This is a genomic window from Simplicispira lacusdiani (assembly GCF_003604195.1).
Lineage (GTDB): Bacteria > Pseudomonadota > Gammaproteobacteria > Burkholderiales > Burkholderiaceae_C > Simplicispira > Simplicispira lacusdiani.
Genome location: NZ_QXGR01000009.1, coordinates 85,704 through 98,461, shown reverse-complemented (window position 1 = coordinate 98,461; position 12,758 = coordinate 85,704). Strand labels below are relative to the sequence as shown.

Annotated in this window: 9 protein-coding genes and 1 riboswitch; of the genes, 5 read left to right on the top strand and 4 right to left on the bottom strand. The window is 67.9% G+C overall.

The features are described from left to right. Positions 1-27 precede the first annotated feature (27 nt). From D8S75_RS13485 to D8S75_RS13465, 5 genes are all read left to right on the top strand, one after another. On the top strand, positions 28-4,791 hold the full coding sequence (locus D8S75_RS13485; RefSeq protein ID WP_119966873.1) for an NAD-glutamate dehydrogenase: 4,764 nt from the start codon (positions 28-30) through the stop codon (positions 4,789-4,791). A gap of 4 nt (positions 4,792-4,795) precedes the next feature. Next, positions 4,796-5,434: an endonuclease III gene (gene nth / locus D8S75_RS13480; protein WP_119966872.1), complete on the top strand. Its 639-nt coding sequence runs from the start codon at positions 4,796-4,798 to the stop codon at positions 5,432-5,434. A 154-nt stretch (positions 5,435-5,588) separates the two neighbouring features. After that, positions 5,589-6,722: a GGDEF domain-containing protein gene (locus D8S75_RS13475; RefSeq protein ID WP_232829046.1), complete on the top strand. Its 1,134-nt coding sequence runs from the start codon at positions 5,589-5,591 to the stop codon at positions 6,720-6,722. Positions 6,723-6,844: 122 nt separating this feature from the next. Further along, positions 6,845-7,258: a VOC family protein gene (locus D8S75_RS13470; RefSeq protein ID WP_119966871.1), complete on the top strand. Its 414-nt coding sequence runs from the start codon at positions 6,845-6,847 to the stop codon at positions 7,256-7,258. A 485-nt stretch (positions 7,259-7,743) separates the two neighbouring features. Then, positions 7,744-8,433 carry a hypothetical protein gene (locus D8S75_RS13465; RefSeq protein ID WP_119966870.1) on the top strand — a complete coding sequence of 230 codons (690 nt, stop codon included), beginning with the start codon at positions 7,744-7,746 and terminating at the stop codon, positions 8,431-8,433. Between the two features lie 215 nt (positions 8,434-8,648). Here the strand turns inward: D8S75_RS13465 and cobT are convergent, their stop codons facing one another. The 4 genes from cobT to queD form a co-directional block, all read right to left on the bottom strand. Next, positions 8,649-9,713: a nicotinate-nucleotide--dimethylbenzimidazole phosphoribosyltransferase gene (cobT, locus tag D8S75_RS13460; protein ID WP_119966869.1), complete on the bottom strand. Its 1,065-nt coding sequence runs from the start codon at positions 9,711-9,713 to the stop codon at positions 8,649-8,651. Positions 9,714-9,810: 97 nt separating this feature from the next. Continuing rightward, a complete protein-coding gene (gene bluB / locus D8S75_RS13455) occupies positions 9,811-10,572 on the bottom strand; it encodes a 5,6-dimethylbenzimidazole synthase (protein ID WP_119966868.1) in 762 nt (253 codons plus the stop codon). A 46-nt stretch (positions 10,573-10,618) separates the two neighbouring features. Then, a riboswitch (cobalamin riboswitch) is annotated at positions 10,619-10,809 on the bottom strand. 21 nt (positions 10,810-10,830) lie between these two features. Continuing rightward, on the bottom strand, positions 10,831-12,300 hold the full coding sequence (locus tag D8S75_RS13450) for a cobyric acid synthase (protein WP_119966867.1): 1,470 nt from the start codon (positions 12,298-12,300) through the stop codon (positions 10,831-10,833). After that, positions 12,300-12,743: a 6-carboxytetrahydropterin synthase QueD gene (gene queD, locus D8S75_RS13445; protein ID WP_119966866.1), complete on the bottom strand. Its 444-nt coding sequence runs from the start codon at positions 12,741-12,743 to the stop codon at positions 12,300-12,302. Before queD ends, D8S75_RS13450 begins: the two co-directional genes overlap by 1 nt. Between the last annotated feature and the right edge of the window lie 15 nt (positions 12,744-12,758).

The window sequence follows — 12,758 nt, the reverse complement described above, 5'->3', positions numbered from 1 at the left end:
CACGTTCGTCAACCCAAGGAGCACAAGATGACCCATTCCGCGCTCTCGGACCTGCTCGCCTTCACCCAGGAACACGCAGGGCCCCATCCCGGCAGCATGGGTGGCTTCATCGCCGCCTACTACGAAAACGCCGATCCCGACGAACTGCAGACCCGGGGCCCCGCCGCGCTGTACGCCAACGCCACGGCCCACTGGCGCCTGCTGCAGGCCCACACCGCCACCGACAGCGCCCAGGTGCGGGTGTTCAACCCCACGCTGGCCGAGGACGGCTTCGTCAGCGAGCACACCGTGGTGCACATCGTGCACTCGAACATGCCGTTCCTGGTGGATTCGGTCACCATGGCCATCAACCGGGGCAACCGCACGGCCCACTGGATCGTGCACCCGCTGATGGCCATCGGGCGCGACGCCAGCGGCAAGGTGACCGCCGCCTCCAGCGCGGCCAGCGCCAGCGCGGCCGGCGGCGGGACGCCGGTCGAGTCGGTCATCCTGGTGGAATGCGACCGCATCGTGCACGCCCAGGACCGCGAGGCCCTGCGGGCCGATCTGCAGCGCGTGCTGGGCGACGTGCGCGCGGCCGTGCAGGACTGGGAGGCCATGCTGGACCGCGCGCGCACCGTGGCGCAGGCGGCCGCCCACTCCAGCCTCTCGCCCAGCGGCCGGCAGGAAGGCACCGACTTCCTGAACTGGCTGGAAGACCGCCACTTCACCTTCCTGGGCGCGCGCGACTACGACCTGGTGCGCGAAGGCAGCACGGTAAGCATGCGCGCCAAGCCCGGCACCGGCCTGGGCATCCTGCGCGGCGCGGCGCAGACCGCGCAGACCGTGCTGCCGCCCGAGGCCATGGCCCTGCTCGAATCGAACGAGCTGGTGCTGATCACCAAGGCCATGTCGCGCGCCACGGTGCACCGCCCGGCCTGGCTCGACTACATCGCCGTCAAGCGCTTCGACGCGGACGGCCAGATCGTGGGCGAAACCCGCTTCCTGGGGCTGTACACCTCCACGGCCTACACGGCGGCGGTGAGCGAGATCCCCCAGGTGCGCAGCCGCGTGGCCGCCGTGATGGCCGCCGCCGGCGTGGTGCCCGAAAGCCACGCCGCCAAGTCGCTGCAGTCCATCCTGGATGTGTACCCGCGCGACGAGCTGTTCCAGATCGACACCCCCACCCTCACCGAGCACGCCATCGGCATCCTGCGGCTGCAGGAGCGCCAGCGCACGCGCGTGTTCCTGCGCCGCGACGTGTTCGGGCGGTTCACCTCGGCCCTGGTCTTCGTGCCGCGCGAGCGCTTCAACACCGAGCTGCGGCTCAAGATCGGCGAGGAGCTCATGGCCGTGCTCGACGGACAGTCGGTGGAGTTCACCCCCATGCTCACCGACAGCCCGCTCGCGCGCATCCACTACCTGGTGCGGGCCCGGGAGCGCGCGCCGCAGAACGTGGCCCTGCATGCGCTGGAGGCGCGCATCGCCCGCCACACCCAGCGCTGGGAAGACCACTGCACGGCCGAATTCCTGCGCATCCACGGCGAGGGCCCCGGCCTGGCGCTGGCGCACCGCCATGCCAACGCCTTCCCCACGGCCTACCGCGAGCAGTTCTCGCCCCAGGTGGCCGTGGAAGACGCGGACATCCTGGCCACGCTCTCGGCCACGGCCCCGCTGGCCGTCAAGCTCTACCGCCCGCTCGACGCCGGCCCCGGCGCGCTGCGCCTGAAGGTGTACAGCACCGCCAAGGTGGCCTTGTCGGACTCGCTGCCCGTGCTCGAACACCTGGGCGCGCGCGTGCTCGACGAGCACCCCTACCGCATCGGCCACGACGGCGATGCACCCTGGATCCACGACCTGGGCCTGCAGCTGCCGCCCGGCACCGACCTGGCGCGCGTGAAGCAGCGGTTCGAGGAGTTGTACGTGGCCGCCTGGCGCGGCGAGGTGGAGAACGACGACCTCAACCGCCTGGTGCTGGCCACCGACCTGGACGCGCGCGCCATCGGCGTGCTGCGCGCCTACACGCGCTACTTCAAGCAACTGGGCTTCGCCTACAGCCAGAGCTACATCGAGGCCACGCTGGCGCGCAACCCGCAGCTCACGCAGGCCATCGTGGACCTGTTCATGGCGCGCTTCGACCCGGCGCGGGAAGAAGGCCGCGAAGAACGGCAGCAGGCCCTGCGGCGCGGCATCGACGCCGAACTGTCCAAGGTGGCCAGCCTGGACGAAGACCGCATCCTGCGCCAGTTCGTCTCCACCCTGGCCGCCACCCTGCGCACCAATTTCTGGCAGCGCACGGCCGACGGCCAGGCCAAGCCCTACCTCAGCTTCAAGCTCAACCCGCGCGAAGTGCCCGGCGTGCCCGAGCCCAAGCCGCTGTTCGAGATCTGGGTGTATTCCCCGCGCATGGAAGGCGTGCACCTGCGCGGCGGGCGCGTGGCCCGTGGCGGCCTGCGCTGGTCCGACCGGCGCGAGGACTTCCGCACCGAGGTCCTGGGGCTGGTCAAGGCCCAGCAGGTGAAGAACACGGTCATCGTGCCCGTCGGCTCCAAGGGCGGCTTCGTGCTCAAGAACCCGCCGCCCGCCACCGACCGCGAAGCCTACCTGGCCGAAGGCGTGGCCTGCTACCAGACCTTCCTGCGCGGCCTGCTGGACCTGACCGACAACATCGCCAAGGGCGCCACCGTGCCCCCCGCCCAGGTGGTGCGGCACGACGGCGACGACCCCTACCTCGTGGTGGCCGCCGACAAGGGCACCGCCACGTTCTCCGACATCGCCAACGGCGTGTCGGCCGAGTACGGCTTCTGGCTCGGCGACGCCTTCGCCTCGGGCGGCTCGGTGGGCTACGACCACAAGAAGATGGGCATCACCGCGCGCGGCGCCTGGGAGTCGGCCAAGCGGCACTTCCGCGCGCTGGGCGTGAACACGCAGACCACGCCGTTCACCGTGGCCGGCATCGGCGACATGTCGGGCGACGTGTTCGGCAACGGCATGCTGCTGTCCGAGCACATCCAGCTCGTGCTGGCCTTCGACCACCGGCACATCTTCATCGACCCCAGCCCCGACACGGCGGCCTCGTTCGCCGAACGCCAGCGCCTGTTCCAGTTGCCGCGCTCCAGCTGGGACGACTACGACAAATCCCTCATCTCGCCCGGCGGCGGCGTCTACCCGCGCACGGCCAAGTCCATCCCGCTGAGCCCCGAAGCCCAGGCCGTGCTGGGCACCAGCGCGCCCGAGATGGCCCCGACGGAACTGCTCAAGGCCATCCTGCAGGCCCCGGTGGACCTGATCTACAACGGCGGCATCGGCACCTACGTCAAGGCCAGCTTCGAGAGCCACGCCCAGGTCGGCGACAAGGCGGGCGACGCCTTCCGCGTCAACGGCAACGAACTGCGCTGCAAGGTGCTGGTCGAGGGCGGCAACCTGGGCTGCACGCAGCGCGGGCGCATCGAATACGCGCAAAAGGGCGGCCTGATCTACACCGACGCCATCGACAACTCGGCCGGCGTGGACTGCTCCGACCACGAGGTGAACATCAAGATCCTGCTGGGCGCCGTGGTCGAGGCGGGCGACCTCACCCTCAAGCAGCGCAACGACCTGCTGGCCTCCATGACCTCCGAAGTGGCCGCGCTCGTGCTGCAGGACAACTACTACCAGCCCCAGGCCCTGGACATTGCCTGCCACCGCCCGCTGTACGTGCTTGACGGCCAGCAGCGGCTGATGCAATGGCTCGAAGGCGGCAAGCGCCTGAACCGCGCCATCGAATTCCTGCCCACGGACGAAGAGATCGCGCAGCGCCGCGCGCGCAAGCAGGGCCTGACCGCCCCCGAGAACGCCGTGCTGCTGGCCTACGCCAAGATGGCCGTGTTCGACGAACTGGTGGCCAGCAACCTGCCCGACGACCCCTTCTTCGGCCGCGCGCTCCAGGCCTACTTCCCCAGCGTGCTGCGCGAGAAGCACGCGGACGCCATGAACGCGCACCCGCTCAAGCGCGAGATCATCGCCACCTTCATCACCAACACGGTGGTCAACCGCACCGGCGCCACCTTCATCAACTTCCTGGCCGCTGAATCGGGCGCGGCCACGGCCGATGTCATCCGCGCCTTCACGCTGGCGCGCGAAATCTTCGACCTCGAACCCCTGTGGGACCAGATCGACGCCTTGGACTACCAGGTCGGCAGCACGCTGCAGCTGGACCTGCTGCACAAGCTGATCGCCATCGCCCAGCGGGCGTCGCGCTGGATTCTGCGCATCCGCTCTTCGGACCAGACCGACCTGCCCACCCTCATCCAGCGCTACCAGGGCCCGGCGCGCGAACTGCGCACCCACCTGGACGACTGGCTGCCGCCCGGCGCCGTGCAAGGCTGGCAGCAGGCCACGGCCAGCCTGGTGGGCGCGGGCGTGCAGCAGGCGCTGGCGCACAACCTGACCGCGCTGGACTACACCTTCCCGGCCCTGGACTTGGTGGATCTGGCGCAAGACACCCCGGCCAGCCTGGAACAGGCCGCGCGCGCCTATTTCGGCATCGAGGCCCGCCTGGACCTGGCCCAGTGGCGCACACAGATCAACCGCCTGCCCACCGAAACCCTCTGGCAGACCCAGGCCCGGGGCAGCGCGCGCGACGACGTGTACTCCATCGCGCGCCACATCACCCAGGGCCTGCTGCAGCGCCAGGAAAGCCTGCCCAGCTGGGAGGCGCGGCATGCCCGCCCCATCGAGCGGCTGAACCACCTGCTTACCACCGTCGGCACCCAGGCCCCCGACCTGGCCCCCGTATCGGTAGCGCTGCGCGAGCTGCGCCATCTAGCCTGAACCCATGCACCCTTCCAAGATCGAACCCTTCTTCGCCGCCCTGAAGGCCGCCAACCCGCAACCCCAGACCGAACTCGAATACACCAGCGTGTTCGAGCTGCTGGCCGCCGTGCTGCTGTCGGCCCAGGCCACCGACGTGGGCGTGAACAAGGCCACGCGCAAATTGTTCCCGGTGGCGAACACGCCGCAGGCCATCCTGGACCTGGGGCTCGAAGGGTTGGAGGGCCATATCAAGACCATCGGCCTCTACAAGAGCAAGGCGCGGCACCTGATGGAGACCTGCCGCATCCTGGTGGAGCAGCACGGCGGCGTGGTGCCGCGCACCCGCGAGGCGCTCGAAGCCTTGCCCGGCGTGGGCCGCAAGACCGCCAACGTGGTGCTCAACGTGGCCTTCGGCCAGCCCACCATGGCGGTGGACACGCACATCTTCCGCGTCAGCAACCGCACCGGCCTGGCGCCGGGCAAGAACCCGCTGGCGGTGGAGCAGCAATTGCTCAAGCGCGTGCCCGCCGCCTATGCGGTGGACTCGCACCACTGGCTCATCCTGCTGGGCCGCTACGTCTGCCAGGCGCGCAAGCCGCGCTGCTGGGAATGCGTGGCGGCACCGCACTGCGACTTCCGGCCCAAGACCCCCGCCCCCTGAATTAGCTACATATTTGATAGCTGCAGGCGCTTGATGTGCAAGGCGCCATGCCGTTTTTCGTCAAAAAACAGACGCGCGCGCGCCCCGTGACGTTTTCCGGCGGCCATGGCTATACTGAATCGCATCGCTCCCACACAGCGCCACCACCCGCCCGATGACACAGCTCGATCCGCGCTCACTGATCGCCATGGCGGGCTTCATGGCGGCCCTGATGGCCGTGGTGCTGCTGCTGATGCGGCGCTACTACCCGCCCAGCATCCTGGGCGTGGGCGCCTGGGCCTGCGCACCCCTGCTGTGGCTGGTGGCCTCGGCGCTGTTCAGCGCCCGGGGCGTGCTGCCCGACCTGCTGACCCTGGTGCTGGCCAACCAACTGCTGTTCCTGGGCTCCACCATCTACTACATCGGCTGCCGGCGCTTTCTCGGCCACACGAACGGCTGGCACCCATGGGCCGTGGTGGTGGTGCTCACCACGCTGGCACTCACCTGGCTGACCTACGTCCAGCCCCACTACGCCGCGCGCCTGGTGCTTTTCACCGCGATGATGATCAGCGTCTATGCCGCCAGCCTGCGCTTCCTGCTGCGCCATGGCGGCAACCGCTTTCCCGTGCGGCTGGTGGAGGCCGTGATGGCCCTGCACATCCTGGCCCTGCTGGTGCGGCTGGCCACCGCGCTGACCGGCAAGGCAGGCACCGACCTGATGGAGGCCTCGCTGTACCAGACGCTCCACGTCGGCGCCTACGCGCTGGCGGTGCTGCTGCTGTCCATCGGCGCGGTGCTCATGGCCACCGACCGCCTGGCCACCGAACTGCAGCACCTGGCCACGCACGACACGCTCACGCAGTCCCTCAACCGCCGCGCCCTGCTCGAACGCTGCACCGACGAGCTGGAGCGCTGCGAGCGCTCGGGCAAGGGCCCGGCCCTCATGATGCTGGACCTGGACCACTTCAAGGCGGTGAACGACACCCACGGCCACCAGCATGGCGACGCCGTGCTGGTGCACTTCGTCCAGCGCGCCCAGGCCGTGCTGCGCCGCGCCGACCGGCTGGGCCGCTACGGCGGCGAGGAATTCCTGGTGCTGCTGCCCGAGACCGACGCCTACGCCGCGCGCGGCGTGGCCCAGCGCATCCACGCCGCCGTGGCCACGGGCCACGCGCTGGACTGCCAACTGAGCATCGGCGTAACCACCTGGCAAGGCCCGCAAGACACGCTCGACGCCATGCTGGCGCGCGCCGACAAGGCCCTGTACCAGGCCAAGGAACAGGGGCGCAACCAGACCTGCGTGGCCTGACGGCGGCGCGCTTGCACCCACCCGCCGCCTGGGCGGGACCACGGCCTCTTGCCAATTTAACTGTATGCAAATACAGTATCGATGTGCGGCTCGCGCACGCCCATCCCACACAGGAGCACACCATGCTTGACCACATGACCTTCCGCGTCACCGACATCCAACGCGCCAAGGCGTTCTACAGCGCAGCCCTCGCACCCCTGGGCTACAGCGTTTGCCTTGAAGGCAACTACGGCATGAACATCCTCGGATTCGCCTACCCCGACCCCGCCGAGCCCGACGGCAAGAAGGCCGACGTGTGGTTCATCGACGGCCCCTCCCCCTACGGCGGCCCGCCGGCCACCACCGGCTGCCACCTGGCCTGGAAGGCCCAGACCCGCGCCCAGGTGGACGCCTTCTACGCCGCCGCCATCGCCGCCGGCGGCAAGGACAACGGCGCCCCCGGCCTGCGCCCCGAGTACCACGCGCACTACTACGGCGCCTTCGTCATCGATCCCGAGGGCAACAACATCGAGGCGGTGTGCCATTTGCCGGGGTAGCTAACGCACGGTACCTCGGCGCGGCAGGGCGGGAAGGCTTGGATTCAAATTAGCCTTGAACGCCCGCACCTATTGCGCAGAAAGCTATTTATTTCATAGCTACTGGCGCATTCCGTTTCCCCACTAACCCAGTGGCCACCACCGCGTTTGGTGCCACTCGTCATATAGCAGCGAAGGCTGCGCGGTGCTGGGTATGGAGGTCTGCAAGCGACCCTGAGCCGCCGCTCATAAGCGCCACCCGGAAGCCGTTATTGACTTGCTGCAGTGGCTGTTGGAACTCCCCGCGCCTGCTGGCTGGCAAGCTATAGTTTGCCAAGTTAACGCGTTCAGGGTTTTGCAGGATTTTTATACCTGGACGTTTGAACAGGCCGTCCCTGGCAAACCTTTGCTGCAAGCCGCTTCCAGGAGGATGCCTTGTCCAGAGTATCCCGCATGGTCCAGTTTATTCCGCAGGTTTTGCGGGATACATCACGTTAGCCATCATCATGAAATTCCGCCCACTCGACCATCCGCTGAACTGGTACCGATACGATGTGAGCGGCTCAATCGAGATGCTTGATGTGTACATCTCTGATGTCGAGCAACAGGTAGACAAGAGTGCTGCCGATTTCGAGACAGACTCAGAGGAAGTTGTAATTGAAGGTTTGCATGAGGACGAGCCACCCACTTTCATCACAGTGCATAAAGGACTAGATGATGGCACTTGGGACCTTGGCGCCATTTTTCTTGAGTACTTTCCGAACTTGCAGCGACGCTCTGCCTTGATCACCCTGTTTGCCTTCTTCGAGCATGAACTTAATAAGCTCTGTGCACTGTTTCAGGCCACGGAGAGCTATCAATTCTCACTCAAAGACGTGGCTGGCACCGGGATTGAAAGAGCCAGGACCTACTTGAGCAAGGTGGCTCTCGTAGATCTTACAGATCCACCCAAACCGTGGAGCGACATCAAGAACATCCAGGCACTAAGAAATCTTGTTGTCCATGCTGATGGAAGGATCCCGCGAGATGGGCAGAACGACCGCTCTGCCTTGCGTAAGTATGTTGAGGACAACGAGTTATTGACCGGAAATCCAGTCGTAGTGCTTCGCGCTGGCTATCTCAAATACGCGTTGACTTGCTTCGATGAGTATTTCAAGCAAGTCGACAGGGCCATCCATCGGCGCTATGGCGCCTAACTCAAAAGTTGAGCGTCCGCTTCAATCTGCTTCCACAGGCCGCTTCTGGCCGAAAGCCGCTCCACAGACAACGCCATTCCGCGCCAGCTCAATCTCTCCCGCCCCGCGTAAATCAACAGCCAAATTACCCTGTAGCTCTCGCCCCACAAGCGTTAGCAGCTATTGATTCAATAGCTGCTAACGCATTCCACTACCAGCAACACCAGTGCAGCCCCTCACGCTGCAACAGATTGCCCCGACACCCCCGCCGCCTCAAAACTCGCCATCTCGCGCAGGATGGCGCAGGCCGATGGCAGCAGCGGCCAGGCCAGCGCTGCACCGGAGCCTTCACCCAGGCGCAAGCCCAGGTCCAGCAGCGGCTCGGCCTGCATCTGCCCCAGCATGAGCTGGTGGCCGCGCTCGCCCGAGCGGTGGGCGAACACGCAGCGTTGCAGCACCAGGGGCTGCAGGCGGCTGGCGACGAGCACGGCGGCGCTGGTGATGAAGCCGTCCACCAGGATCACGCGGCGCTCATGCGCGGCCTGCAGCACGGCGCCGACCATGGTGGCCACCTCGTAGCCGCCCAGGGCGGCCAGGGCGTCGAGCGGCGTGGCGGCGGCAGCGTTGGCGTCCAGCGCCTGTTGCAGCACGGCGCGCTTGCGCTCGATGCCCGCGGCGTCCAGCCCGGTGCCCGCGCCGGTGCAATCCTGCAGGGACAGGCCACACAGGCGCGCCAGCAGCAGCGAGGCGACCGAGGTGTTGGCGATGCCCATTTCGCCCAGCAGCAGCGCGTTGCCGGGCAGCTCGCGCACCAGTTCGATGCCGTGGTTCAGGGCCTGGGCGCACTGCGCGGCGCTCATGGCCGGGCCTTGGCTGGCGTCATTGGTGCCGGGGGCCACCTTGCGCAGCAGCAGGCGCGGCTGGCCGGCTGCTGCCTCGCGCGGGGCGATGTCGCGCGCCACGCCGCAGTCCACCACGGTGAGCGCCAGGCCGTGCTGGCGCGCCAGCACGCTGACGGCGGCGCCGCCGGCGAGGAAGTTTTCCACCATCTGCCAGGTCACGTCACTCGGGAAGGCCGAGACGCCACGCACCGCCAGACCGTGGTCGCCCGCGAAGACAACCATCTGCGGCTGCTCCAGCCGGGGGGATGCGGTGCCCTGGATCTGACCCAGGCGCAGCGCAAGCTGCTCTAGGCGGCCCAGCGAGCCCAGGGGTTTGGTCTTGTGGTCCAGCTTGTGCTGCAGGGCCTGGGTGAGCTGCGGGTCGGCGATGTCGGCAATCAGGGGCAGGTGAGCATTCATGGCTTGTTCAACTTTCAATCGGGGTGGGGCGCGGCCCGCACACGCAGGCCCGCGCGGTCAATGGCGGTGCGCGCCGGGTCGGCGCGTGGTGGCAGGGTCAGGCGGTGGCTGCGCGCCCGCGCTGGGCGGCAGCCTGGTCGCGCTGCAGGTGGGCGATGAGGGGCTGCTGGTCGTCGCGCTGGCCCCATTGGTCGAAGTACACCAGGTCTTCCATGGGCAGGCGCGGCAGCCAGCCGGCGGTTTCCAGCTCGGGCTTGGCGTGGAAGTGGCTCACATAGCCCACGCACAGGTAGGCAATGGGGGTGATGCCCTTGGGAATGCCCAGCGCCTCTTGCAGGTCCGCCTGGTGGAAGATGCTGACCCAGCCCACGCCCAGCCCTTCGGCGCGCGCGGCGAGCCACAGGTTCTGCACGGCGCAGACGCTGCTGTACAGGTCCATGGTCTTCATGTGGGTGCGGCCCACCACCACCGGGCCTGTGCGCTCGCGGTCGCAGGTGATACAGATGCCGACGGGCGACTCGACGATGCCTTCGAGCTTGAGTTTTTGGTAGGTGGCGCGCCTGTCGCCCTCGAACATTCCCGCGGCCTCGGCATGGGCCTTGGCGAAGGCGCCGTGGACGCGGCGCTTGGTGTCTGGCGAGCGCACCACGAGAAAGTTCCAGGGCTGCATGAAGCCCACCGAGGGCGCGTGGTGCGCGGCGGTGAGGATGCGGCTGAGCACCTCGTCGGGCACGGGCGTGGGCAGGAACTGCCCGCGCACGTCGCGGCGTGAAAAGATGGCGTGGTAGATGGCGTCGCGCGCTTCTTGCGTGAAGGCGTGCGCGCTGGGCGTGGCTTGCGCCACTGCGCTGGTATTCATGGCAGTCCCCTGTGCGTGAATAGTGGCAGCGCTGCCCGGCCTTGCAGCGCCAAAAATGGCTCAGGCCGGTCTTCTGGCTTGGAGTCGTCTGCCTTGGCACACCTTCCCGGCTGGGCAGCCAGTGGTATTTGTGCGCGGCATCGTCCTTACAGCGTTGGGCACGCGGCGGAGTTGCACCGCCTTCCCGATTCTCCCTTTGCCATCGTGGCATTGGGCACCTGAGGGGCGGGATGATAGCAGCCGCCCACTGCGGAATGCTTACGCGATCAGCGCGTCCAGCACGCCCGGATTGAAGTGCCGAGTCACGCCCTCGGCCAGGCCGTCGAACACGGTCTCCAGCGTGGGCGCCTGGGCGCCAAACAGGGCGTGCAGCACGGCGGCGTCCTCGAACAAACCGTGCAGGTACACGCCCAGCACATTGCCCGCCGGGTTCTGCCAGGCGATGCCGGGCATGACCTCGCGTGCCACGTCGCCCTTGGCGGCCATGGCGGGGTGCTGGGCGGTCTGGCCGTGGTGGATTTCGTAGCCGCACGCAGCCACGCCCGAGAGCGGCGCCCAGGCACCGGCCAGCGGGCCAAACTGCGCGGCCGTGCGTTGCACGGTCTTGGCGGGCTCGAACACGGTGACCAGGGGCAGCAGGCCCAGGCCGGGGCCGTTGCCGTCGATGCCCTCGGGGTCGATCAGCGCCTCGCCCAGCATCTGCAGGCCGCCGCACACGCCCAGCACGGTGCCACCCTGCCCCGCGTGCGCGGCGATGGCTTGGTCCAGCCCCTGCGCGCGCAGCCAGGCCAGGTCGGCCGCCGTGGCCTTGGAGCCGGGCAGCACGATCCAGTCGCTGGGCCGCAGGCCCGCCACGTCGGCCGGGCTGCGCACCCACTGCAGGCGCAGGCCGGGCACGTTCTTGAGCGGCTGGAATTCGTCGAGGTTGCTGATGCGCGGGTAGGCCACCACGGCCACGGTGGTGTGCACGGCGCCGGGCGTGGTGCTGCGGTCGTCGAACACGCCGTCTTCCTCGGGCAGGCCGTGGTGCCACTGCATGGGGATGGTGGCCACGGTGGGCACGCCGGTGCGCTCCTGCAGGTGCTGCGGCGCGGGCGCGAGCAGGCTGGCGTCGCCCCGGAACTTGTTGAGCACGAAGCCGTGGATCAGCGCGCGCTCGTCCTCGGGCAGCAGCGCCCAGGTGCCGTAGAGGTGGGCAAAGGCGCCGCCCCGGTCGATGTCGGTGACGAGCAGGCAGCGCGCATTGGCATGGCGCGCCACGCGCATGTTCACGATGTCGCTGGCGTGCAGATTGGTCTCGGCGGGCGAGCCCGCGCCCTCGATCACGACCACGTCGTTCTCGGCGCGGAGCTGGTCGAGCGCGGCGGCGATCTGCGGCCACACCACGGCGCTGCGGCCGCGCCAGGGCAGCGCGGTGAGCGGCTCGCTCACCTGCCCGAGCAGCACCACCTGGCTGTGTGTGTCGGCCTCGGGCTTGAGCAAGAGCGGGTTCATGCGCACTTCAGGCACGGCGCGCGCGGCCAGGGCCTGGAAGTACTGCGCCGAGCCGATCTCGCCCCAGGCGCCGTCGATGCCCTCGACCACGCGGGCGTTGTTGCTCATGTTCTGCGCCTTGAACGGCGCCACCTTGAGGCCCAGGTTGCTGTAGTAGCGGCACAGCGCGGTGGTGAGCCAGCTTTTGCCGGCGCCGCTGGTGGTGCCCAGCACCATGACGCATGCCGCCGCCATCAGCCGTCCACCTCCGCCCAGCAATTGGGCGTCTCGTACAGGGTCACCTTGGTCAGCGACATGTGGCGGCCGAAGCGGTCGTGGTACACATCCTTCAGGATGTCGAAGGCGGCCTGGGCCAGGTTTTCCACCGTGGGCACGCGGTCGATGACCACCGTCTTGTGGCCCGGCATGCTGTCCAGGAAGGCGCGCACGGCGGTGTCTTTTTCATAGACGATGAAGGCGTGGTCCCACAGGTCCACCAGGTGCGTCTTGGCCAGCGCCTTGATGTCGCCAAAGTCCATGATCATGCCGTTGTCGGATTCGCCGTCCTTCTGCACCACGTCGCCCGTGAGGGTGATGAGCAGCGTATAGCGGTGGCCGTGCAGGTTGCGGCACTGGCTGTTGTGGTCGGGAATGCGATGCCCGGCATCGAACTCCATTTTTCGGGTAATGGTCAGCATGGGTGGGTCCGTGAT